This window comes from Hydrogenophaga sp. YM1, assembly GCF_016903055.1.
GTDB classification, from domain to species: Bacteria; Pseudomonadota; Gammaproteobacteria; order Burkholderiales; family Burkholderiaceae_C; genus Hydrogenophaga; species Hydrogenophaga borbori.
Window position 1 is genome coordinate 1,232,770 of record NZ_CP070223.1, and the last position, 21,273, is coordinate 1,254,042.

Here is a 21,273-nt window from a genome sequence, read left to right on the forward strand (position 1 = left end):
TTTGTACAGGAGTTCAACCATGAACCAGACCCGTCGAGACGCTCTCAAGACCACCGGCGCCTTCGCCACCCTGGTCTCTCTGGGCATCGTCACCCAGAGCCAGGCGCAGGCCGCGCTGGAGCGCGCCAGCTTCGAGGGCAAGACCCTGGCCGACGCCCTCAAGGCCGTCGGCGGCACGCCGGCCAACAGCGACCAGGTGAGCGTGGTGGCCCCGGACATCGCCGAGAACGGCGCCGTGGTGCCCATCGGCGCCGCGAGCAAGCTGCCCAATACCACCGAGATCTTCCTCATCGTCGAGAAGAACCCGATGCCCCTGGCTGCGGCCTTCACCATCCCGGCCGGCACGCTGCCCGAGATCTCCACGCGCCTGAAGATGGGCCAGAGCTCCAACGTGATCGCCGTGGTCAAGGCCGACGGCAAGCTCTACTCGGCCACCAAAGAAACCAAGGTCACGCTGGGCGGCTGCGGCGGCTGACCGCCGCGCACCCCTTCCGAGATTCAACGTACACAGGAGTCCCCCATGGCTGATCCGATGCGCATCCGCGCCGCCGTTGCCGACGGCGAAACCACCGTCCGCGTGCTCATGTCGCACATCATGGAGCCTGGCACGCGCCGCGACGCGTCCGGCAACCTCATCCCCGGCCACTTCATCACGAGCGTCGACTGCACCCACAACGGCAAGACCGTGCTGCAGGCGCAGTTCACCGGTGCCGTGGCCCAGAACCCCTTCCTGTCCTTCAAGTTCAAGGGCGGTGCCAAGGGCGACAAGATCGTCGTGAAGTGGAGCGACAACAAGGGCGACTCGCGCACCGACGAAGCGGCGATCGCCTGAGTACCCCCTACGCGGCCATCCGTCCAGGGCGGGACGGGTGGCCGCCGGTTTTCCGACAACGCCTGAGAAGAGGAGATCTCCCCATGAAGCGACCTGTTTCCCGCGCCATCGCCTTTGCGGCGTTGGTGCTTGGCGCCGCTGCCGCGCACGCGCAATCGTCCACGGCCGACGGCATCGCCAAGTACCGCGAGATGCTGCAGGACGGCAACCCCGCCGAACTGTTCGAAATGAAGGGCGAGGAGCTCTGGAAGCAAAAGCGCGGGCCGAAGAAGGCCTCGCTGGAGCAGTGCGACCTGGGCAAGGGCCCGGGCGTGATCAAGGGCGCCTTCGTGGAGCTGCCGCGCTACTTCAAGGACACCAACCGGGTGGAAGACCTGGAGGGCCGCATCATCACCTGCATGGAAACCCTGCAGGGCTTCAACGGCGACGAGGTTCGCAAGACGCCGTTTCGCCGCGGGGAAATGGCCAACGTGACGGCGATCGCCACCTATGTGGCCACCGCGTCCAAGGGCATGAAGATGGACCTGCCTCAGTCGCATCCGCAGGAAAAGATGATGTACGAGACGGGCAAGCGCCTGTTCTTCACGCGCGGCGGCACGCACGACTTCTCCTGCGCTTCCTGCCACGGTGCGGACGACAAGCGCATCCGCCTGCAGGACCTGCCCAACCTCACCAAGAACCCGGGCGACGGCGTCGGCTTCGCCGCCTGGCCGGCCTACCGCGTGTCCAACGCGCAGATGTGGGGCATGCAGCTGCGCCTGAACGACTGCTTCCGCCAGATGCGCTGGCCCGAGCCCAAGTTCGGCAGCGACGCCACGCTGGCGCTGAGCGTCTACATGGGCGTCAACGCCAAGGGCGCCGAGTCCGCCGTGCCCGCGATCAAGCGCTGAAGAGGAGACCCACGATGAACAAGAAGACCATCCTCGCCATCCTGCCGCTGGCCGCGCTGCTCGCCGCCTGCTCGATGCCGCCCTCGCAGGCCGACGTCGAGAAGGCCACGGCCGACATGATGAAGAACTCCTTCCAGGCCAAGGGCATCGCCACCCTGGATCGCCTGGAGCAGGACCAGGCCAACGCCACCTGCCTGCAAGCCGATCTCTCGGGCAAGCCCCTGGACGAGAAGCTCGCCAAGGCGGTCGAGGAGGCCAACATGAAGACCATCAAATGGCCTTCCGATGGCAAGTTCCTGGGCGACTGGAAAGAGGGCGAGAAGATCGCCCAGAGCGGCCGTGGCCTGACCTGGACCGACGACGCGAAGCAGGCCAACGGGGGCAACTGCTACAACTGCCACCAGATCAGCAAGGAAGAGATCTCCTTCGGCACCCTGGGCCCCAGCCTCTACAACTACGGCAAGCTGCGCGGCGTGAGCGACCCGAACGCCGCGGGTTCCAAGGCCATCGTCGAGTACACCTGGGGCAAGCTCTACAACGCGCGGGCCTACAACGCCTGCTCGCAGATGCCGCGCGCCGGCCACAAGGGCATCCTCAACGAGACGCAGCTCAAGCACGTGATGGCGCTGCTGCTCGACCCGAACTCGCCCGTCAACAAGTGATCCCTGCAGCCCGGCGGCCCCTGTGCCGCCGGGCTTTTTTGTGCGTTTGAATATCAGTATTTGCTTCTAGAGAGAGTGCCCCATGAGCCTGAGCCGTCGTGAATTCATGCAACTGCTGGCCGCCGCGAGCGCCGCCGGCATGGCGCTCGACCACCGCGACGCCCTCGCCGCCAGCGCCGGCGCCGGCGAGCGCCTGTACGACGTGCCCAGCTTCGGCAACGTCAGCTTCCTGCACTTCACCGACTGCCACGCGCAGCTCACGCCGGTGTATTTCCGCGAGCCCAGCATGAACCTGGGCGTGGGCGGCGCCACCGGCAAGGCCCCGCACCTGGTGGGCGAGGCCCTGCTCAAGCATTTCAAGATCCGCCCCGGCACCGCCCAGGCGCACGCCTTCAGCTACCTCGACTTCGCCCAGGCCGCCAAGACCTACGGCAAGGTGGGGGGCTTCGCGCACCTGGCCACGCTGGTCAAGCGGCTGCGCTCGGGCCGCCCGCACGCCTGGCTGCTGGACGGCGGCGACACCTGGCAGGGCTCGGCCACCTCGCTGTGGACCAACGCGCAGGACATGGTCGACGCCTGCAAGAAGCTCGGCGTGGACATCATGACCTCGCACTGGGAGCACACCTTCGGCGCCAAGCGCGTGCAGGAGATCGTCGAGAAGGACCTGAAGGGCCACATGGAATTCCTGGCCCATAACATCAAGACCACCGACTTCGAGGACCTGGTGTTCAAGCCCTACACCATCCGCGAAATGAACGGCGTGCCGGTCGCCGTCATCGGCCAGGCTTTTCCGTACACGCCCATCGCCAACCCGCGCTACATGGTGCCCGACTGGACCTTCGGCATCCAGGAGGACCACCTGCAGAAGATGGTGGACGAGGTGCGCGGCAAGGGCGCTCAGGTGGTGGTGCTGCTCTCGCACAACGGCATGGACGTGGACCTGAAGCTGGCCTCGCGCGTCAGCGGCATCGACGCCATCCTGGGCGGCCACACGCACGACGGCATGCCCGCGCCCACCGTGGTGAAGAACCCCGGCGGCCAGACCCTGGTCACCAACGCCGGCTCCAACACCAAGTTCCTCGGCGTGCTCGACTTCGACGTGCGCGGCGGCAAGGTTCAGGGCTACCAGTACAAGCTCATGCCCATCTTCGCCAACCTGTTGCCGGCCGACGCCGACATGCAGGCCTTCATCGACGGCGTGCGCGCGCCCTACAAGGCCAAGTTGGAAGAGAAACTGGCCGTCACCGAGGACCTGCTCTACCGCCGCGGCAACTTCAACGGTTCCTGGGACCAGGTCATCTGCGACGCGCTGATCGACGTGAAGGGCGCGGACCTGTGCTTCTCGCCGGGCGTGCGCTGGGGCACCTCGCTGCTGCCGGGTGACACCATCACCATGGAAGCGCTGATGGACCAGACGGCCATCACCTACCCCTCGACCACGCTCAACGAATTCACCGGCGCCCAGATCAAGGACATCCTGGAAGACGTGGCCGACAACATCTTCAACCCCGACCCCTACTACCAGCAGGGCGGCGACATGGTGCGCGTGGGCGGCATGCAGTACGCCATCGCGCCGAACGAGCGCATGGGCCAGCGCATCCAGAACATGCGGCTCAAGGGCAAGCCCGTGGAGGCCGACAAGACCTACAAGGTGGCCGGCTGGGCCTCGGTGCAGGAGGGCGTCAAGGGCGAGCCGGTGTGGGACGTCGTGGCCGGCCACCTGCGCGCCAGGAAGGTGGTCAAGGGCGTGAAGATCAACACCCCGACGCTGGTGGGCATGAAGGGCAACCCGGGCATGGCGGCCTGACTGAGGCCGGGCCCATGAAAAAAGCCACCGCCCGCGGGGGCGATGGCTGTCAAAACCAAACCTTGGAAAGGAAGGGGCCCGAAGGCCCCGGGGCGGGGCCGCGAGGCCCCGCTGTCACGATCAGAAGTCGTGACGGATGCCAGCGGCGTACAGGCGGCGCTCGGCGACCTCGGTGCCGGCGCCGTTCTCGGCGTCGCCATTGAGGTAGGCGGCGTACACGCGGGTGCGCTTGGACAGCGAGTAGGTCACGCCGAAAGCCAGGCCCTTGGACTTGGCGGTGTCGACACCGGCGTTCTCGGACTTGTTGTAGGCGTAGCCCACCGAGAAGTCCCAGGGACCCATCGGCATGTTGGCGCCGACCACGAAGCCGTTGGACTCCAGGGTGCCCTGCTCGGCCATGTTGTAGCCGGCGGAGACGCGCACGGCGCCGAAGTCGTAGGCGCCGGCCAGGGTGGTGTACTCACGCTTGGTGGCCGACACCTCGTGGTTCTGCTCCTGGTAGCCCAGGCCCACGTCCAGGGGGCCGCTGCGGTAGCGCAGGTTGAAGGCGGTCACGTCGCGCTTGACCGGCGAGGCCTGCTCGTCCAGGCCGTAGCTGATGCCGCCGGTGAAGCCGCCGAAGTTCGGCGACTCATAGCGGATCTGGTTGCTGCTGCGCGAGGAGTAGTCGGCCACGTGGCCCACGGCGACGCCACCCACGCTGTTGACGTAGGCGATCTTGGTCGGCGAGAACTCCGAATCCCACAGCGCGCTGCCGACGCTGATGTCGCGGATGTCGTCGAAGGCGGTCTCGGTGCGGCCGAGCTTGACCGCGCCGAAGCCACCCGTCAGGCCGACGATGGACTGGCGATCGAAACCGGCGCCGAAGGCGGCGCCGGTGTCCACGCCCAGCGTGGTCTCGAGCTGGAAGATGGCCTTGAGGCCGCCACCGAGGTCTTCGGTGCCGCGAAAGCCCAGGCGGCTGGTGCTCAGCAGGCCGCTGGACAGCTGCGACTGGCTTTGGGCGGCGCCCGACGCGCCGGCCTTCTCGGAGCCGAGGGAGGCGTCGAGGCGGCCGTAGACGCTGACGCTGGACTGCGCCATGGCGGCGCCGCTGATGGTGGCCAGGGCGGCCAGAGCAATCAGGCTCTTTTTCATGGAATGGTTTCTCCGTTGGGGGGTCTCGGGCCCTGAGAGGACCCGTGCCTCCCGCACCGTGCGGGACGACGGGCCTATTCCACGTGGCGAAGATAACCGTCCGATTACATTTGTAATGGTTTGCCCTATTTACAACGAGCATCCTTAGGTGTTGGAAGGGCTTTCGCGCCGTTGGCATGAAGTTGTGCGCACGGGCGTCTGAGGGTTATCACGGATTAATGTTGGGCTAAGAGGGGCGCCCGAGCATGCGGCGCATGAACTCCCGAACCCCTCCCTCTCACCCGCGCCTTGGCGCAGGCCGCTCGCCCCGCGCGCCGGACGCCGCGCCACGCGGGCCCTTGTCGCTGCGGCCCCTGGTGGGCGCGGCCCGCGAAGGCGGCCTGGACCTGATCCGGCGCCGCTTCGAGCGGGAACACCAGGCGCGGCTTACGCACTTCATGCCCGGCCTGCTGGGCCTCATGGACGCCGACAACGCGATCGTGGGCGCGGCGGGCTGCCGGCCCGCCGCCGGTGGCGCGCTGTTCCTGGAGCGCTACATCGATGTGCCGATCGAGGCCGCGATCGCGGCCGAGACGGGCGAGCCCGTGGCGCGACACGAGGTGGTGGAGGTGGGCAACCTCGCGGCCGAGGGCCCGGGCAGCGCCCGCCTGCTCATCGTCGCGTTGACCGATTGGCTGGCCACGCAGGGCTACCGGTGGGTCGCCTTCACCGGCACGCGCGGCCTGCTGAACAGTTTTCGCCGCCTAGGCCTGGCGCCGCGCGTGCTGGCCCCCGCCGACCCCGCGCGCATGGGCGATGCCTTGCCGCAGTGGGGCCGCTATTACACCCAGCAGCCCCAGGTGGTGTTCGGCGAGATCCCGCCCGCGCAGCGCCAGCTGTCGCGCCACCCCGGCACGCCGGGCTGGTGGCTGGACGGGGAGTGAGCCATGCCGTCCAAGCTTTCCACCGAACATTTCTGGCAGACGCTGCTCGCGCACGGCGATCGACCGGCGCTCAGCGATGGCACGCAGCGCCTGGACTACGCCGAGCTGGTCCGGCAGGTGCAGCGGCGCCGCGCCCAGCTCGCCGGCTTCGGCGCGCGCCGCGTGGCCCTGTGCCTGGACAACGGCATCGACTGGGTGCTCTGGGACCTCGCCCTGCTGAGCGAGGGCCTGGTCTGCGTGCCCGTGCCGGCCTTCTTCTCGCCCGCGCAGCAGCGCCACGTGGTCGACAGCTCGGGGGTGGACACGCTCATCGGTCCGCTGGCCCCCTGGTCTCAGGAGGCGGGCTTTCGCCCCGTGGCGCCGGGCCTGAGCCAGCGCCCGGTGGCCGACGCGCCGCCGGTGTTCCCCGGCACGGTGAAGATCACCTACACCTCGGGCACCACGGGCCTGCCCAAGGGCGTGTGCCTCGACGCGCCGGCCATGCTCGCCGTGGCGGCCAGCCTCTGGGACGTGGTGGGGGCCAGCGGCGCGCGCCAGCACCTGGCCGTGCTGCCCTTGGCCACGCTGCTGGAGAACGTGGCCGGCGTGTACGCGCCGCTGCTGGGCGGCGCCAGCACCGAGCTGCGGCCCATGGCCGAGATCGGCCTGCTGGGCGCGAGCGGGCTTGACCTGCCGCGCCTGCTCGGGCGCCTGGGCGAGAGCCAGCCGCACAGCCTGATCCTGCTGCCGCAGTTGCTGCAGGCCCTGGTGGGCGCGGTCGAGCACGGCTGGACGCCGCCGCCCAGCCTGCGGTTCATCGCCGTGGGCGGCGCGCACGTGGCGCCTTCGCTGCTGCGCCGCGCCGTGGCCGCGCGCCTGCCGGTGTTCGAAGGCTACGGCCTGTCCGAGTGCGCCTCGGTGGTGTGCCTGAACGCGCCGAACGACAACCGCATCGGCACCGTGGGCCGACCGCTGCCGCACGCGCGCGTGCGGCTGGCCGACGACGGCGAGGTGCTCGTGCAGGGCGCGCGCGCCCTGGGCTACCTGGGTGAAGCGCCCGAGACCGGCGAATGGCTGGCCACCGGCGACCTCGGTCGCTTCGACGAAGCAGGCCATCTGCTGCTGAGCGGGCGCAAAAAGCACCAGTTCATCACCGCCTACGGCCGCAACGTCAACCCCGAATGGGTGGAGTCGGAGCTGGTCCAGCAGGCGCCGATCGCGCAGGCCTGGCTGTACGGCGAGGCCCTGCCCGAGAACCTGGCCGTGCTGGTGCCCCGCCACGCCGGCGTGAGCGACGGCGAACTGGCCGCCGCCGTGGCCGCCGTCAACCAGACCCTGCCCGACTACGCGCGCGCGCACCACTGGCGGCGCGCCGCGCAACCCTTCAGCGCGGACAACGGCCTGGCCACCAGCAATGGCCGCCTGCGGCGCGACGCGCTGCGTGCGCACTACCACGCGGCCCTGGCCGCGATCGATCCCACCTCCCGACCCAAGGACATCGCATGAACTTCTTCGACCAATTGCAGGCGCAGACCGCCAGCGAACGGGCCTACCTGCTGGGCGCGCCCATCATCGGCCAGGCCATGGAAGGCCGTGTGTCGACGGCCGACTACATCGCCTTCCTGACCCAGGCCTACCACCACGTCAAGCACACGGTGCCGCTGCTCATGGCCTGTGGCGCGCGCCTGCCCGATCGCCTGGAATGGCTGCGCCAGGCCGTGGCCGAGTACATCGAGGAGGAGTACGGCCACCAGGAGTGGATCCTCAACGACATCGCGGCCTGCGGCGGCGACCCCGACGCGGTGCGCCGCGGCGAGCCCTCGCTGCCCACCGAGCTCATGGTCGGCTACGTGTACGACCGCATCGCCCGCCACAACCCGGTGAGCTTCTTCGGCATGGTCAACGTGCTCGAAGGCACCAGCATCCAGCTCGCCTCGCGCGCGGCCGGGCGCATCCAGGAAACGCTGGGCCTGCCGGGCAAGGCCTTCAGCTACCTCAGCTCGCACGGCGCGCTGGACCTCGACCACATCCAGCTGTTCGCCGGCCTGGTCAACCGCCTCGACGACGAGGGCGACCGCCAGGCCGTGCTGCACACGGCCCGCGTCGTCTACCGCCTCTATGGCGACCTGTTCCGCGCGCTGCGCCCGCACGAGCAGCCGGCCGCGCTCGCCGCCTGAAAGGAAGGCCCCCCATGAATCTGGCATCGAGCCGCTGGGTCGTCACCGGCGCCAGCGGCGGCATCGGGCAGGCGCTGGTCGAGGAGCTGTGCCGGCGCGGCGCGCGGGTGCTCGTCGCGGGCCGGCAGGCCGACACCCTGCACGCCCTGGCCGAGAGCCACCCGCAGCGCGTGCGCGTGGTGGTGGCCGACCTGCGCACGCCCGCCGGCCGCCAGGCCGTGGTGGACGCCGCGCGCGACATCGGCCACGTCGACGGCCTCATCAACGCCGCCGGCGTCAACCACTTCGGCCTCTTCGACGGCATGGACGACGCGGCCATCGAGCAGATGGTCGCGCTCAACCTCACGGCCACCCTGCAGCTCACGCACGCGATGCTGCCGCTGCTGCGCGAGCGCCCGCGCGCCACGGTGGCGTTCCTCGGTTCCATCTTCGGCTCCATCGGTTACCCGGGCCAGGCGGTCTACAGCGCCACCAAGTTCGCGCTGCGCGGCTTCGCCGAGGCGCTGCGCCGCGAACTGGCCGACGGCCCGGTGCGCGTGCTGTACGCCGCCCCGCGCTCCACCCGCACGGCGATGAACGCCGACGCCATGGTGCAGATGAACAGGCAGCTGCAGGTGGCCATGGACCCGCCCGAGACCGTGGCACGCCGCATCGCCGACGCGCTGCGCGACGAGCGCAAGGAAATCTACCTGGGCAGCCCCGAGAAGTTTTTCGTCCGCCTCAACGGCTTGCTGCCGCGCCTGGTGGACCGTGCGCTGCGCAAGCAGCTGCCCGTCATCCAGCGCTTCGCGCGCCAACCCACCCAAGGAACCGCCTCGCCATGAAAACCCGACACCACCTTCTCGCCATCACCCTCGCCGCTGCCTTGGGCGCGGGCCTGAGCCTGCCGGCCCTGGCCCTGGGCGACGCCGCCCGCCAGCAGCTCGAGGGCATCCAGGCCCGCTGGGCCGAGGTGAACTACAAGCTGCCCGACAAGCAGCGCGAAGCCGCCTTCGCCGATCTCGCGCAGCAGGCCGCGCAGGCCGTGACCGCCGAGCCCGCGGCGGCCGAACTGCGCATCTGGCACGGCATCGTGCTCAGCACCTACGCGGGCGCCAAGGGCGGTTTGGGCGCGCTCGATCTGGTGAAGAAGGCCAAGGCCGAACTGGAAGAGGCGCTCAAGCTCGATCCCAAGGCGCTCGACGGCTCGGCCTACACCAGCCTGGGCAGCCTGTACTACCAGGTGCCGGGCTGGCCGCTGGGCTTTGGCGACGACGCCAAGGCCGAGGCCCTGCTCAAGCAGGCGCTGGCGATCAACCCCGACGGCATCGACCCCAACTTCTTCTATGGCGACTTCCTGCTGCGCAAGAAGCGCTACCCGCAGGCCAAGGCCGCGCTGGAGAAAGCCCTCGCGGCGCCCGACCGAGCGGGCCGCACGGCCGCCGACGAAGGCCGCCGCAGCGAAATCCGCCAGCGGCTGAAGGACATCGAAAGCCGCCTGTGACGCGGCACCGCCGCGCTTCTTGACGGGCATCAAGCCGGCGCGCGCGGGCGCGCCGCAAGCTGCGGGCGGCTTCAAGGAGTTGCCATGCCCCTCAAACAGATCCTCGTCCACATGGACGCGGACGAACGCAGCCTGGAGCGCCTGCGCATCGCCCGCCAGCTGGCCCACGCGCACGGCGCCGTGCTGGACGCGCTCTACGCCGCGAGCCTGGTGCCGCTGGCGATGCCATACCCCGAACTTGGCGAGAACGCGGCCAGCCTGCTGCAGCGCGAGCTGCAGCGCTGCGCGCAGGCGCGCGCGGCCTTCGAGCGCGACATGCGCCGCCCCGATGGCACCGCCACCTGGAGCGAGCTGACGGTGTTTCCGCTGATCGAGGGCTTCGCCGAGCAGGCGCTGTTCGCCGACCTGTTGGTACTGGGCCAGCACGACCCGGGCAGGCAGCACGCGCCCGACGTGCCGCCCGACTTCGTCGAAGGGGTGCTGGCCGCCAGCGGGCGGCCCGCGCTGGTGGTGCCTTACACCGGCCAGTTCGAGGCCTTGCCGCGGTGCATCGCCATTGCCTGGAAGCCCGGCCGCGAGGCGATGCGCGCGGTGATCGCCGCGCTGCCACTGCTGCAGCGCGCCGAGCGGGTGCACGTGCTGGGCTGGGGCGCCGAACCGGGGCCGCTGGTGCAAGGCCCCCGGCTGGACCTGCGCGGCTGGCTGAGGCTGCACGGCGTCTCGGTGCAATGGCACCGGGAAGACCAGGAACCCGCGGACCTGGGCGAGGTGCTGTTGTCGCGCGTCTGCGACCTGTCGGCCGACCTGCTGGTGATGGGCTGCTACGGCCACGCGCGCGTGCGCGAATGGGTCCTGGGCGGGGTCAGCCGCACCGTACTTGGGTCCATGACGCTGCCGGTGCTGATGTCGCACTGAGGCGGCGCCCCGGGCGCGGCCTCAGGCCAGGTCCGTGGGCCGGATGACCATCACCGGCGACGGCGCGAGCCGGATGATCTGCTCGGCGCCGCTGCCCAGCAGCAGGCGGTTGACGCCGCGTCGGCCGTGCGTGCCCAGCACGATCAGGTCGGCCCGCCAGTCGCGCGCCGCCTGCGCCACCGATTCGCCCAGCCGCGGGCCGAGTTCATCAATGAGCAGCGAATCGCAGGCCACCCCGGCGGCCTTGACGGTCGCCATCGCCTCGTCCAAGGCCTCGCGGGCCCAGGTGCGCGCGGTGCCGAGCAAATCCACCGTGGCCTCGTAGCCGCTCACGTACATCATCTGATCGATGGCGTGCATCACGCGGATCTGCCCGTCCATGGCGCGGGCCAGCTGGATGGCGGCCTCGAGCGCCCTCTTGGAGGTCTCGCTGCCATCCACGGGCACGAGGATTCGCTTGAACGGGTTCATGGAGGTCTCCGCATGGAACGTTGAACGATGGCCCCACTGTGCCTGGGCGCGCGCGGAACCGCTTTGCGATGGATCAACAACGCCCGCGGGCGGCGGGCCTATCGTCACCGGCAGTACCACTTTTCCCCGAAAGGACCGCGCCATGCCCCGCATCGAATGGATTCTGGTGGCCAGTGCCACGCACGCGCGCCTGCTGCAGCGCGAACCCGGTTTGCCCCTGGTGCTGATCGCCACCTTCTCGCATCCCGAAGGCCGGCTCAAGGCCAGCGAACTCGGTGACGACCGCGCGGGCCATGAGCGCGCCGACCGCCGCGGTCAAGGCGGCGTGGCCCTGGAGCCCCGCCTGGACGCGCACCGCAAGGAGCATCAGCGCTTCGCGCGCGAACTCGCCGAGCACCTGGAGGCCGGCGCGCGGTCCCAGGCCTATCGCGCGCTGGTGGTGTTCGCGGGCAAGCCCTTTCTCGGCGAGCTTCGCGACGCGCTGGGCGATGGCGCGCGCCGCCTGCTCAAGGCCAGCCTGCCCGTGGACCTGAGCCAGGTGAGCGCGCTCGAACTGGACCAGCGCGTGCGCGATGAGCTGGCGTCCGCCTGAGGCGCGCGCATGGCCCCCGTCGCCGCCTTCCTGGAAGAGCTCGCGCGGCGTGCCGGTGTTGCCTTCGAGGTGGTGCTGCCCGGCGGCGGCCGCCTGAAGGCGGGTGAGGGCGCCCCCGCCTTCGGCCTGCACTTTCGCAGCGAGGGCGCGCTCGCGGCCACGCTGCTGCGTGGCCACATGGGCCTGCTCGAGGCCTACTTCGATGGCCAGGTCGATCTGGTCGGGCCCCTGAACCGGGCCCTGGCCGCGGGCCTGAGCGCCGGCTTCGACCTACAGGCCTCGGTGGTGAACAGCGTGGAGAACCGCCTGCTCGAGCGGGGACAGAGCAACCGCGACCGCGCCCAGGCCAAACGCAACGCCTGCGCGCACTACGACCTGGGCGAGGCCTTCTATCGGCTCTGGCTCGACGAGCCGCTCAAGATGTACACCTGCGCCTACTGGCGCGAGGGTTGCACCTCGCTGGAGCAGGCGCAGCGCGACAAGATCGACCACGTCTGCCGCAAGCTGCGCCTGGCGCGTGGCGAGCGCTACGTGGACCTGGGCTGCGGCTTTGGCGGCTTTCTGCTGCGCGCCTGGGAGACCACGGGGGCGATCGGCACCGGCATCAACACCGCCACCGGCCAGGTGCAGTGGCTGCGCGAAGCGCTGGAGCGCCAGGGCCTGGCGCCTACGCTGTCGGTGCGCGAGGCCGATTTCCGCGACGTGGGCGAGTGCTTCGACAAGCTGGTGTCCATCGGCGTGCTGGAACACGCCGGCCGCGACCAGCTGGCCGAGGTGATCCAGGCCCACGCCGACTGCCTGCGCCCGGGAGGCATCGGCATGCTGCACTTCATCGGCCACGTGGGACCGCGCGACACCGAGCCCTTCATCCGCAAGCACGTCTTCCCCGGCGGCTGGATTCCCGCGCTCAGCGAGGTGATGCAGGAGATGGAGCGCTGCGGGCTCGAGGTGCTCGACGTGGAGAACCTGCGCCGCCACTACGCGCTCACGCTCGATGAGTGGGCGCGGCGCTTCGCGCAGCGCTGGCCCGAAATCCAGGCGCTGGACCCCGCGCGGTTCGACGAACGCTTCCGCCGCATCTGGACTGTCTACCTCGTGGGCTGCGCCGAACTGTTCCGTTCACCCGTCGGTTGCACCCACCTGTTCCAGGTGCTGTTCAGCAAAGGCAACGCGGGCCGCACCGCCTACCCCATGACGCGGGACCATGTCTACGCCGTCGATGCCCCAGGCGCGCGCGGCGCGTGAAGCGCAGCGCGCGCACGCGGCCCGCGTCCGCGCGGTCGCCGAGCGGCTGCGCCAGGACCCATCGCGCAAGCCCCTGGCCCTGGACAAGCGCACCTCCAACCTGTTCCGCCATCGCCAGCGCGCGGCGCGCCAGCGGCTGGACCTGAGTGGCCTGAACCAGGTGCTGGGCGCCGACACACAGGCGGGCTGGGTGGACGCCGAGGGCATGCTCAGCTATGAGGACCTGGTGGCCTGGACCCTGCCGCGCGGGGCCATGCCCGCGGTGGTGCCGCAGCTCAAGACCATCACCGTGGGCGGAGCGCTCGCGGGCGTGGGCATCGAGGCCACCTCGTTCCGTCACGGCCTGGTGCACGAGACCATGAGCGCGCTGGAGGTGCTGCTGCCCGGTGGCGAGGTGGTGCACTGCACGGCCGACAACGAGCACGCCGATCTCTTCCACGGCTTTCCGAACGCCTACGGCACCCTGGGCTATGCGCTGAGCGCTCGGCTTCGCACCCTGCCCACACAGCCCTTCGTGCACGTGCACCACCAGCGCTTCGACGACCCGCGGGCGTTCTTCGACGCCCTGGCCGCGGCCTGCGCGCCCCTGCCGGCGGGTGTCGGCCCCGACTTCGTCGATGGCGTGCTGTTCGGTCCGCGCGAGCAGGTGCTCAGCCTGGCGCGCTTCGTGCCCGAGGCCGCGCGCGCCAGCGACTACACCTGGCTCGACATTTACCACGAGTCGCTGCGGCGGCGCGAGGAGGACACGCTGACCACCGCCGGCTACCTGTGGCGCTGGGACACCGACTGGTTCTGGTGCTCGCGCCGCTTCGGCCTGCAGCACCGCTGGCTGCGCCATCTGCTGGGGCGGCGGTACCTGAATTCGCGCACCTACACGCGCTGGATGCGCTGGAACGCGCGCTGGCGTGCCACGCAGCGCCTGGACCGCCTGCTCGGCCAGCGGCACGAGAGCGTGGTGCAGGACGTGGACATTCCCCTGGCCGGGGCGGTGGCCTTCTCGGAGTTCCTGCGCAGCGAGGTCGGCATCTGGCCGGTGTGGGTCTGCCCGGTGCGCGGCAGCGCGCCGCCGCGCTTTCCGCTGTACCCCCTGCCGGCCGGGCTGTGCGTCAACTTCGGCTTCTGGGACGTGGTGCCGGTGCGCGCGGGGCAATCGCCCGACCACGTCAATCGCCGCGTCGAAGACGCGGTGCTGCGCCTGGGGGGCATCAAGTCCCTGTACTCCGACGCCTTCTTCACGCGCGAGGTCTTCGACCGCACGTACGGCATGGACAGCTACGAGCGCCTGAAGGCGCGCTACGACCCGCAAGGCCGGGCGCCGCACCTGTTCGACAAATGCGTGCGGGGCGCCTGAGCGCGTCGCACGCGCAACTTGATGGCCATCAAGCCGCGGCGACCGGCGCGCTCCTACGCTGGGCATCTCCCCACTTCAAGGACCATTGCCATGCGGACCTCCACCCTTCGAACGATCACCCTGTCGGCCGTGCTGGCCTGCGCCGCTGCGGCGGCCTTTGCTCAGAGCGCACCCCGGCCCGGCGAGGACAACTACCCGCCCGGCGCACCCAATGCGGCCACGCCGAACGCCCCGCCCAGCGGTGCTCGCGTCGGGCCGCGCTACACCCCGGGCTGGTCGATGATGAGCAAGGAAGAGCGCGCGCAGCACCGGGCGCAGATGCGGGCCACCAAAACGCCTGAGGAATGCCGTCACGTGATGGAGGAGCACCACCGCCTCATGGAACGCCGCGCGGCCGACCGCGGCGCGCCCCTGCGCACGCCCCCGCGCGCCGCCTGTCCCGCGCGCTGAGCCGCGCGCTGGCGGCGTCGCGCTCAAGTGTCCACGGGCGTCGCGCAGCGGCCCACCGATTGCGCCAGCGCGATGCGCTCGGTGGGCTGGAGGCCCAGCGCCTGGGCCAGCCGGCGCCGGTCGATCAGGGCGCGCACCACCGTGCCCAGGCCATGGGCCGCGCAGTGCAGGTACACGTTCTGCGCGATGCAGCCCGCGTCGGCGCCGGCAAGAAAAGGGCGTTCGTCCGCACGCGCGTCGTGCATGGCCGCGAAGTCGGCCACGTAGACCAGGTCCAGCGGGGCCGAGGCGGCGAAGGCCTGCAGGCCGGTGAAGCCGCGCAGGTCCTCGGCCTTGACCAGGCTCAGCCGATGGGCCTGAGGGTCGTAGCGGAAGGCCCCTTCCGGCAGCACGGCGAACACAGTGACTTCCTGCCAATCGTGGGCCGAGGGCGCGGTGCGCCCATGCTGGGGCGGGCGGTTCACGCCGAACGCGGCCCATAACAGGTCGGACACCTCCTGCAGGCTCAAGGCGTCGGGCAGGAACTCGCGCGTGCTGCGGCGCAGCCGCAGTGCGCTGGCCAGCGTGGCGCCGCCTTCCGTGCGCGCGGGCGGCAGGACGACATCGTCGGTTTCAAGATTGAGCTGGACGGTGGACATGGTCTTTGCTCCATCGGGGACAGGGATGGACACACCATGACGCCGGGCGCGGCGCCTGTGCTTGACGCAGGTCATGTCCGCGGGCCGGAACGTCGCGCGGGGCACCGGGTGGGCAGCTTGATGGCCGTCAACATGGGCGTCTGCTGCCTGGGCCACAGTGGTCGCCATGGGTCCCCGACCCCTTGGAGCCACCATGAAGATCGCCCACCTCTGCCGGCGCGCGCCGGTCACCATTCCCGCCAATGCCTCGGTGCGCGAGGCGGCCCGCGCCATGCAGGCCGAGCGCGTGGGCGCGCTCGGCCTGACCGACCCGTTCGAGCCCGGGCGCATCGTCGGCGTCGTCACCGACCGCGACCTGGTGCTGCAGGTGCTGGCAGGCGAGCGACCCGTCGACGGCCAGGTGGTGGCCGGCGTGTGCTCGTCCAACCTGCATGGCGTGTCGGCCCAGGCCTCGGTGCACGAGGCCGTGGAAGCCATGCGCCGGCACGGCGTGCGGCGCTTGCTGGTGATCGGCGACGACGGCCAGGCGGTGGTGGGGGTGCTGTCGATGGACGACGTGTTGGGCGTGCTGGCCGACGAACTGGCGGCGCTGGCCGGCACCCTCAAGTCGGGTCTGGCGCGCGAGGGCGAGCCCGGCGGCGAGGCGCGCGCCAGCCATTGAGCCTGCGGCGCCGAGGGCGCCGGCCCAATGAAAAACCCCCGCGGGCCGGATGGACCGCGGGGGCTGGGAAGGTGGTGCCGGAGAGAGGAGTCGAACCCCCGACCTTCTCATTACGAATGAGCTGCTCTACCAACTGAGCTACACCGGCGAAGCCCGACATTATAGCCAAGCGGGCGAGGGCCTGGTCCGTGGCCGGCGGCTCAGGCCTCGCGGTGGTATTGGGTGACGCGCTCCACCTCGTTCTTGCTGCCCAGGATCACGCTGACGCGCTCGTGCAGCTTGCCGGGCTGGATATCCAGGATGCGCTCGCGCCCGTTGGTGGCGGCGCCGCCGGCCTGTTCCACCAGCCAGCTCATGGGGTTGGCCTCGTACATCAGGCGCAGCTTGCCGGGCTTGTCGGGCTCGCGCTTGTCCCAGGGGTACATGAAGATGCCGCCGCGCGTGAGGATGCGGTGCACATCGGCCACCATGCTGGCGATCCAGCGCATGTTGAAGTCTTTGCCGCGCGGTCCTTCCTTGCCCTGCAGGCACTCGTCCACGTAGCGCTTCACCGGGGCGTCCCAGTGGCGCATGTTGCTCATGTTGATGGCGAATTCCTTGGTGTCGGCGGGAATGCGCACGTCCTCCTGCGTGAGCACGAAGGAGCCCTGCTCGCGGTCCAGCGTGAACATGGCCACGCCGTCGCCCACCGTCAGCACCAGCGTGGTCTGCGGACCGTAGACGCAGTAGCCGGCCGCCACCTGCTTGTGGCCGGGCTGCAGGAAGTCGCCCTCGTCGACGCCGCGGTCGCCCTCGGGCATCTTGAGCACGCTGAAGATGGTGCCGATGCTGACGTTGACGTCGATGTTCGAGGAGCCGTCGAGCGGATCGAAGAGCAGCAGGTACTCGCCTTGCGGGTAGCGGTTGGGCACCACGTAGATGCTGTCCATTTCCTCGCTGGCCATGGCCGCGAGGTGGCCGCCCCATTCGTTGGCCTCGATCAGGACCTCGTTGGCGATGATGTCCAGCTTCTTCTGGACCTCGCCCTGCACGTTCTCGCTGCCGGCCGTGCCCAGCACGCCGCCCAGCGCGCCCTTGTTCACCGCGTGGCTGATGCCCTTGCAGGCGCGCGCCACGATCTCGATGAGCAGGCGCAGCTGCGAGGGGATGTGGCCGTCGACGCGCTGCTTTTCGACGAGGTAACGGGTGAGGGAGATGCGTTGGCTCATGGTCGGGTGTTCTCAGTCGTCGGACAGGGCGCGGGTCACGACCTCGCGCACGTCGTTGCTCAGCTCGGTCTGCGCGGCCACGCGGGCGATGGCCTCGCGCGCGGCGCCGCGGTAGGGCTCGGCCAGCTTCTTCCAGCGGTCCAGCGCGCGCGCCAGGCGCGCGGCCACCTGCGGGTTGAAGCGGTCGATCTCGATGACGCGCTCGCTCCAGAACACGTAGCCGGCCGCGTCGGCGCGGTGGAAGGCGCCTGGGTTGGCGTTGCAGTAGCTGAAGATCACGCTGCGCGCGCGGTTGGGGTTGCGCAGGTTGAAGTCGCGGTGCGCCATGAGCTGCTTCACCGCCGGCAGCACGTTGCCGCCGCGGTCGGGCGCGCCGGCCTGCAGGGCGAACCATTTGTCCAGCACCAGGGCCTCGTCGCGGAACATGGCGTGGAAGCGGGTGAGCGCCTCGCGCGCCAGCGGGTGGTCGGCCACCACCAGGGCCGACAGCGCGTTGAAGCGGTCGGTCATGTTGCCGGCGTCCTTGAATCGCTGGTAGGCCTTGCCGGGCCAGACGGCGTCGCCCGAGCGGCGCGCCTGCAGGCACAGCATGGCGAGCGCCAGCCCGGCCAGGGCGCGGCGGCCCGCGCTCAGCGGGTCGGGCCGGTAGGCGCCGTTCTCTTTGTGCGCTTCGTAGGCCCAGGCCCAGTCGGCCTGCAGGGCCTGGGCGAGCTGTTCGCGCATGGCCTCGCGCACCGCGTGCACGCGCTGCGGGTCCACCACCTCGAGCTGTTCGGCGATGTAGGTCTCGCTGGGCAGGGTGAGGGCCAGTTCCTTGAAGGCCGCGTCCAGGCGCTCGTGGCGCAGCACCGCGCGCATGGCCTCGATGAAGGCGGCGTCCAGCGGGGCGTCCACCGCGCCGGGGGCGGCGATGGCCGCCAGCGCGCGGCGCAGCGCCAGGCGCTGGCCGGCTTCCCAGCGGTTGAAGGGGTCGCTGTCGTTGGCGAGCAGGGTCAGCAGCTGCGCGTCGCTGTAGTCGCATTCCAGCACCACGGGCGCCGAGAAGCCGCGCAGCAGCGAGGGCACGGGTTCGCTGTCCACGCCCTCGAACACCAGCGACTGGCTGACCTCGGTGAGCACGAAGAGGCGCTGCTCGGGCGTCAGCGGCAGTTCGCGGCCCTCGGCGTCCAGCAGGCCCAGCGCCACCGGGATCACGAAGGGCTGCTTGAGGGCCTGGCCCGGCGTGGGCGCGCAGCGCTGCGTGAGCGACAGCGTGTAGCGGCGGGCGGCGGCGTCGTAGTGGCCCTCGGCGCGCACGCGCGGCGTGCCGGCCTGGCTGTACCAGCGCTTGAAGGGCTCCAGCAGGCGCGCCAGCGCACTGTCGGGGTTGGCGTCGGCGATGGCCTGGGCGAAGTGGTCGCAGGTGACGGCCTGGCCGTCGTGGCGCTCGAAGTAGAGCTTCATGCCGCGCGCGAAGCCCTCGCGGCCGACCAGGGTCTGCATCATGCGCACGACCTCGGCGCCCTTTTCGTAGACCGTGACGGTGTAGAAGTTGTTGATCTCGACGTAGCTGTCGGGGCGCACCGGGTGGGCCATGGGGCCCGCATCCTCGGGGAACTGGGCGGTGCGCAGCACGCGCACGTCCTCGATGCGCTTGACCGCGCGCGCCGAGGCTTCGGCGCACAGGTCCATGCTGAACTCCTGGTCGCGAAAGACCGTGAGGCCTTCCTTGAGCGAGAGCTGGAACCAGTCACGGCAGGTGACGCGGTTGCCGGTCCAGTTGTGGAAGTACTCGTGGCCCACCACCGATTCGATGTTGGCGAAGTCGGTGTCGGTGGCGGTGGCGCTGTTGGCCAGCACGTACTTGGTGTTGAAGATGTTGAGGCCCTTGTTCTCCATCGCCCCCATGTTGAAGTCGCTGGTGGCCACGATCATGAAGCGCTCGAGGTCCAGCGGCAGGCCGAAGCGGGCCTCGTCCCAGGCCACGCTGGCCATGAGCGAGTGCATGGCGTGTTCGGTCTTGTCCATGTCGCCGGGGCGCACGTAGACCTGCAGCAGGTGCTCCTGGCCGCCGCGCGAGACGATGCGCTGCTCGCGCGCCACGAGCTGGCCCGCCACCAGGGCGAACAGGTAGCAGGGCTTGCGGTGCGGGTCGACCCACTTGGCGAAGTGGCGGCCATCGGCCAGTTCACCCGACTCGACCAGGTTGCCGTTGGACAGCAGCACCGGGTAGCGCTGCTTGTCGGCGCGCAGCGTGACGGTGTAGCTGGCCATCACGTCGGGCCGGTCGAGGAAGTAGGTGATGCGGCGGAAGCCCTCGGCCTCGCACTGCGTGAAGAAGGTGCCCTGGCTCACGTACAGGCCCATGAGCTGGCTGTTCTTCTCGGGCGCGCAGGTGGTGAAGATCTCCAGCGTGAAGGGCGCGTCGCCCTCGGGCAGGTTGTCCAGCACCAGCTGGCCGCCGTCCATCTTGAAGGAGCAGCCGGCGCCGTTGACCAGCACGCGCGCGAGGTTGAGCTCCTCGCCATCCAGGCGCAGCGGCTGCGCGGGCACGGCCGGATTGCGGCGCAGCGCCATGCGGTTCAGCACGCGGGTCTTGGCCGGGTCGAGGTCGAAGGTGAGTTCGACCGTGTCGATCCAGTAGGCGGGCGGGGCGTAGTCTTCGCGGCGCACCACCGTGGTGGGGCCTTCACGCAGGGAACTCATGGGTCACACCCCTTGTTTGAGCGAGGCTTCGATGAAAGGATCGAGGTCGCCGTCCAGCACCTTCTGGGTGGCGGAGATCTCGACGTTGGTGCGCAGGTCCTTGATGCGGCTGTTGTCCAGCACGTAGCTGCGGATCTGGTGGCCCCAGCCGACGTCGGTCTTGGTGTCCTCCAGCTTCTGCTGCTCTTCCATGCGCTTGCGCATCTCGTGGTCGTACAGGCGCGAGCGCAGCCGCTGCCAGGCCAGGTCGCGGTTGCTGTGCTGGCTGCGGCTGTCCTGGCACTGCACCACGATGCCCGTGGGCATGTGCGTCAGGCGCACGGCCGAGTCGGTCTTGTTGATGTGCTGGCCGCCCGCGCCGCTGGCGCGGTAGGTGTCCACGCGCACGTCGGCGGGGTTGATGTCGATCTGGATCGAATCGTCGATCTCGGGGTAGACGAACACCGAGGCGAACGAGGTGTGGCGCCCGCCCGAGCTGTCGAAGGGGCTCTTGCGCACCAGGCGGTGCACGCCGGTTTCGGTGCGCAGCAGTCCGAAGGCGTATTCGCCCTCGATCTTGATGGTGGCGCTCTTGATGCCGGCGGTGTCGCCCGGGGTCTCGTCTTCTACCGTGGTGCTGAAGCCCTTGCGTTCGGCGTAGCGCAGGTACTGGCGCAGCAGCATGCTGGCCCAGTCGCAGGCCTCGGTGCCGCCGGCGCCGGCCTGGATGTCGAGGAAGCAGTTCAGTGGGTCCGCCGGCTTGTTGAACATGCGGCGGAATTCGAGCTTCTCCACCTCGGCCTGGATCTTGGCGGCCTCGTTGGCGATGGTCTGCAGGCCGGCGTGGTCGTCATCGGCGGCCGACATCTCATGCAGCTCGGTGTTGTCGGCGAGCTCGACGCTCAGCCGGTCGAGCACCAGCACCACGTCTTCCAGGGCCTTCTTTTCCTTGCCCAGGTCCTGGGCGCGCTTGGGGTTGTCCCAGACGGTGGGGTCTTCCAGCGCGGATTCGACTTCTTTCAGCTTCGATGCCTTGGCATCGTAGTCAAAGATACCTCCGCAACTCGACCACGCGGGTGGTCAGGTCATCGAGTTGCGTGCGGATGGCGTTGATCTGTTCGGCGTCCATGGCGGTTCCTGCGTGTGTTCGGCAAAAACCTTGATTTTCTCATGCAGGGGCGGTCCTGG

The 21,273-nt window shown here is 69.9% G+C and carries 22 protein-coding genes and 1 tRNA gene; 16 read left to right on the forward strand and 7 right to left on the reverse strand.

Translation table 11 applies throughout. The features are described from left to right. The first annotated feature begins 19 nt into the window (after positions 1-19). The 5 genes from soxY (at position 20) to soxB (ending at position 4,191) form a co-directional block, all read left to right on the forward strand. The gene (gene soxY / locus JNX00_RS06005) at positions 20-475 is read left to right on the forward strand and encodes a thiosulfate oxidation carrier protein SoxY (protein ID WP_070398946.1); all 456 of its coding nucleotides are present in this window, start codon (positions 20-22) and stop codon (positions 473-475) included. A gap of 45 nt (positions 476-520) precedes the next feature. Next, complete coding sequence (gene soxZ, locus JNX00_RS06010; protein ID WP_083293140.1) at positions 521-832, forward strand: thiosulfate oxidation carrier complex protein SoxZ; 312 nt, start codon at positions 521-523, stop codon at positions 830-832. Positions 833-915: 83 nt separating this feature from the next. Continuing rightward, complete coding sequence (gene soxA, locus JNX00_RS06015; RefSeq protein ID WP_070398944.1) at positions 916-1,722, forward strand: sulfur oxidation c-type cytochrome SoxA; 807 nt, start codon at positions 916-918, stop codon at positions 1,720-1,722. Between the two features lie 14 nt (positions 1,723-1,736). Then, positions 1,737-2,384, forward strand: a complete 648-nt coding sequence (soxX, locus tag JNX00_RS06020) for a sulfur oxidation c-type cytochrome SoxX (RefSeq protein WP_070398943.1) — start codon at positions 1,737-1,739, stop codon at positions 2,382-2,384. Between the two features lie 82 nt (positions 2,385-2,466). After that, positions 2,467-4,191: a thiosulfohydrolase SoxB gene (gene soxB, locus JNX00_RS06025; RefSeq protein ID WP_204744388.1), complete on the forward strand. Its 1,725-nt coding sequence runs from the start codon at positions 2,467-2,469 to the stop codon at positions 4,189-4,191. A gap of 120 nt (positions 4,192-4,311) precedes the next feature. Here the strand turns inward: soxB and JNX00_RS06030 are convergent, their stop codons facing one another. After that, positions 4,312-5,328, reverse strand: a complete 1,017-nt coding sequence (locus JNX00_RS06030) for a porin (RefSeq protein WP_070398941.1) — start codon at positions 5,326-5,328, stop codon at positions 4,312-4,314. Between the two features lie 254 nt (positions 5,329-5,582). On the opposite strand from JNX00_RS06030, the gene JNX00_RS06035 reads away from it, so the two are divergent. The 6 genes from JNX00_RS06035 (at position 5,583) to JNX00_RS06060 (ending at position 10,805) form a co-directional block, all read left to right on the forward strand. Further along, positions 5,583-6,251 (forward strand): thermostable hemolysin, encoded by a 669-nt coding sequence (locus JNX00_RS06035; protein WP_175442829.1) that lies wholly within the window; start codon positions 5,583-5,585, stop codon positions 6,249-6,251. A gap of 3 nt (positions 6,252-6,254) precedes the next feature. Continuing rightward, the gene (locus JNX00_RS06040) at positions 6,255-7,736 is read left to right on the forward strand and encodes an AMP-binding protein (RefSeq protein WP_204744389.1); all 1,482 of its coding nucleotides are present in this window, start codon (positions 6,255-6,257) and stop codon (positions 7,734-7,736) included. Next, positions 7,733-8,407: an iron-containing redox enzyme family protein gene (locus JNX00_RS06045; protein WP_070398938.1), complete on the forward strand. Its 675-nt coding sequence runs from the start codon at positions 7,733-7,735 to the stop codon at positions 8,405-8,407. The genes JNX00_RS06040 and JNX00_RS06045 overlap by 4 nt, the downstream gene beginning before the upstream one ends. 14 nt (positions 8,408-8,421) lie before the next feature. Beyond that, entirely contained in the window at positions 8,422-9,231 is an 810-nt protein-coding gene (locus JNX00_RS06050) for an SDR family oxidoreductase (protein ID WP_070398937.1), read from the forward strand. Next, positions 9,228-9,890 carry a tetratricopeptide repeat protein gene (locus tag JNX00_RS06055; protein WP_070398936.1) on the forward strand — a complete coding sequence of 221 codons (663 nt, stop codon included), beginning with the start codon at positions 9,228-9,230 and terminating at the stop codon, positions 9,888-9,890. Before JNX00_RS06050 ends, JNX00_RS06055 begins: the two co-directional genes overlap by 4 nt. Positions 9,891-9,974: 84 nt before the next feature. Further along, a complete protein-coding gene (locus tag JNX00_RS06060; protein WP_070398935.1) occupies positions 9,975-10,805 on the forward strand; it encodes a universal stress protein in 831 nt (276 codons plus the stop codon). 21 nt (positions 10,806-10,826) lie between these two features. Here the strand turns inward: JNX00_RS06060 and JNX00_RS06065 are convergent, their stop codons facing one another. Continuing rightward, entirely contained in the window at positions 10,827-11,276 is a 450-nt protein-coding gene (locus JNX00_RS06065) for a universal stress protein (RefSeq protein WP_070398934.1), read from the reverse strand. A gap of 142 nt (positions 11,277-11,418) precedes the next feature. Here JNX00_RS06065 and JNX00_RS06070 point away from each other — a divergent pair, with 142 nt between their 5' ends. The 4 genes from JNX00_RS06070 (at position 11,419) to JNX00_RS06085 (ending at position 14,914) form a co-directional block, all read left to right on the forward strand. Next, positions 11,419-11,868 carry a host attachment protein gene (locus JNX00_RS06070; RefSeq protein WP_070398933.1) on the forward strand — a complete coding sequence of 150 codons (450 nt, stop codon included), beginning with the start codon at positions 11,419-11,421 and terminating at the stop codon, positions 11,866-11,868. A 9-nt stretch (positions 11,869-11,877) separates the two neighbouring features. Beyond that, positions 11,878-13,113: a cyclopropane-fatty-acyl-phospholipid synthase family protein gene (locus tag JNX00_RS06075; RefSeq protein ID WP_204744390.1), complete on the forward strand. Its 1,236-nt coding sequence runs from the start codon at positions 11,878-11,880 to the stop codon at positions 13,111-13,113. Then, positions 13,073-14,464 carry an FAD-binding oxidoreductase gene (locus tag JNX00_RS06080; protein WP_239478265.1) on the forward strand — a complete coding sequence of 464 codons (1,392 nt, stop codon included), beginning with the start codon at positions 13,073-13,075 and terminating at the stop codon, positions 14,462-14,464. The genes JNX00_RS06075 and JNX00_RS06080 overlap by 41 nt, the downstream gene beginning before the upstream one ends. Before the next feature lie 90 nt (positions 14,465-14,554). Next, positions 14,555-14,914 carry a hypothetical protein gene (locus JNX00_RS06085; protein ID WP_139147029.1) on the forward strand — a complete coding sequence of 120 codons (360 nt, stop codon included), beginning with the start codon at positions 14,555-14,557 and terminating at the stop codon, positions 14,912-14,914. Between the two features lie 23 nt (positions 14,915-14,937). Here JNX00_RS06085 and JNX00_RS06090 read toward each other — a convergent pair whose 3' ends face one another. Next, complete coding sequence (locus JNX00_RS06090; RefSeq protein WP_204744391.1) at positions 14,938-15,552, reverse strand: nitroreductase family protein; 615 nt, start codon at positions 15,550-15,552, stop codon at positions 14,938-14,940. Positions 15,553-15,745: 193 nt separating this feature from the next. On the opposite strand from JNX00_RS06090, the gene JNX00_RS06095 reads away from it, so the two are divergent. Further along, a complete protein-coding gene (locus JNX00_RS06095; RefSeq protein ID WP_070398929.1) occupies positions 15,746-16,213 on the forward strand; it encodes a CBS domain-containing protein in 468 nt (155 codons plus the stop codon). Between the two features lie 72 nt (positions 16,214-16,285). Here the strand turns inward: JNX00_RS06095 and JNX00_RS06100 are convergent. From JNX00_RS06100 to prfB, 4 genes are all read right to left on the reverse strand, one after another. Next, positions 16,286-16,361: transfer RNA gene (locus JNX00_RS06100), tRNA-Thr, on the reverse strand. Between the two features lie 52 nt (positions 16,362-16,413). After that, positions 16,414-17,421, reverse strand: a complete 1,008-nt coding sequence (locus JNX00_RS06105) for a class 1 fructose-bisphosphatase (RefSeq protein ID WP_070398928.1) — start codon at positions 17,419-17,421, stop codon at positions 16,414-16,416. A 12-nt stretch (positions 17,422-17,433) separates the two neighbouring features. Continuing rightward, positions 17,434-20,106, reverse strand: a complete 2,673-nt coding sequence (gene pepN / locus JNX00_RS06110; protein WP_070398927.1) for an aminopeptidase N — start codon at positions 20,104-20,106, stop codon at positions 17,434-17,436. Between the two features lie 3 nt (positions 20,107-20,109). Then, positions 20,110-21,214 (reverse strand): peptide chain release factor 2 gene (prfB, locus tag JNX00_RS06115; protein WP_116958158.1). Its coding sequence is split into 2 segments (ribosomal slippage): positions 20,110-21,132 and positions 21,134-21,214, totalling 1,104 coding nucleotides; the frame shifts between segments, so codons are not numbered across the junction. Positions 21,215-21,273: the final 59 nt, after the last annotated feature.

What these genes read in the sequence shown, in the direction of transcription:
- JNX00_RS06085 (WP_139147029.1), top strand. Translation starts at nt 14,555, where the DNA reads ATGCGGACCTCCACCCTTCGAACGATCACCCTGTCGGCCGTGCTGGCC.
- JNX00_RS06065 (WP_070398934.1), bottom strand. Translation starts at nt 11,276, where the DNA reads ATGAACCCGTTCAAGCGAATCCTCGTGCCCGTGGATGGCAGCGAGACC.
- JNX00_RS06075 (WP_204744390.1), top strand. Translation starts at nt 11,878, where the DNA reads ATGGCCCCCGTCGCCGCCTTCCTGGAAGAGCTCGCGCGGCGTGCCGGT.
- JNX00_RS06060 (WP_070398935.1), top strand. Translation starts at nt 9,975, where the DNA reads ATGCCCCTCAAACAGATCCTCGTCCACATGGACGCGGACGAACGCAGC.
- soxA (WP_070398944.1), top strand. Translation starts at nt 916, where the DNA reads ATGAAGCGACCTGTTTCCCGCGCCATCGCCTTTGCGGCGTTGGTGCTT.
- JNX00_RS06070 (WP_070398933.1), top strand. Translation starts at nt 11,419, where the DNA reads ATGCCCCGCATCGAATGGATTCTGGTGGCCAGTGCCACGCACGCGCGC.
- JNX00_RS06035 (WP_175442829.1), top strand. Translation starts at nt 5,583, where the DNA reads ATGAACTCCCGAACCCCTCCCTCTCACCCGCGCCTTGGCGCAGGCCGC.
- JNX00_RS06050 (WP_070398937.1), top strand. Translation starts at nt 8,422, where the DNA reads ATGAATCTGGCATCGAGCCGCTGGGTCGTCACCGGCGCCAGCGGCGGC.
- JNX00_RS06095 (WP_070398929.1), top strand. Translation starts at nt 15,746, where the DNA reads ATGAAGATCGCCCACCTCTGCCGGCGCGCGCCGGTCACCATTCCCGCC.
- pepN (WP_070398927.1), bottom strand. Translation starts at nt 20,106, where the DNA reads ATGAGTTCCCTGCGTGAAGGCCCCACCACGGTGGTGCGCCGCGAAGAC.
- JNX00_RS06040 (WP_204744389.1), top strand. Translation starts at nt 6,255, where the DNA reads ATGCCGTCCAAGCTTTCCACCGAACATTTCTGGCAGACGCTGCTCGCG.
- JNX00_RS06045 (WP_070398938.1), top strand. Translation starts at nt 7,733, where the DNA reads ATGAACTTCTTCGACCAATTGCAGGCGCAGACCGCCAGCGAACGGGCC.
- JNX00_RS06105 (WP_070398928.1), bottom strand. Translation starts at nt 17,421, where the DNA reads ATGAGCCAACGCATCTCCCTCACCCGTTACCTCGTCGAAAAGCAGCGC.
- soxB (WP_204744388.1), top strand. Translation starts at nt 2,467, where the DNA reads ATGAGCCTGAGCCGTCGTGAATTCATGCAACTGCTGGCCGCCGCGAGC.
- soxX (WP_070398943.1), top strand. Translation starts at nt 1,737, where the DNA reads ATGAACAAGAAGACCATCCTCGCCATCCTGCCGCTGGCCGCGCTGCTC.
- soxZ (WP_083293140.1), top strand. Translation starts at nt 521, where the DNA reads ATGGCTGATCCGATGCGCATCCGCGCCGCCGTTGCCGACGGCGAAACC.
- JNX00_RS06090 (WP_204744391.1), bottom strand. Translation starts at nt 15,552, where the DNA reads ATGTCCACCGTCCAGCTCAATCTTGAAACCGACGATGTCGTCCTGCCG.
- JNX00_RS06080 (WP_239478265.1), top strand. Translation starts at nt 13,073, where the DNA reads ATGTCTACGCCGTCGATGCCCCAGGCGCGCGCGGCGCGTGAAGCGCAG.
- JNX00_RS06055 (WP_070398936.1), top strand. Translation starts at nt 9,228, where the DNA reads ATGAAAACCCGACACCACCTTCTCGCCATCACCCTCGCCGCTGCCTTG.
- JNX00_RS06030 (WP_070398941.1), bottom strand. Translation starts at nt 5,328, where the DNA reads ATGAAAAAGAGCCTGATTGCTCTGGCCGCCCTGGCCACCATCAGCGGC.
- soxY (WP_070398946.1), top strand. Translation starts at nt 20, where the DNA reads ATGAACCAGACCCGTCGAGACGCTCTCAAGACCACCGGCGCCTTCGCC.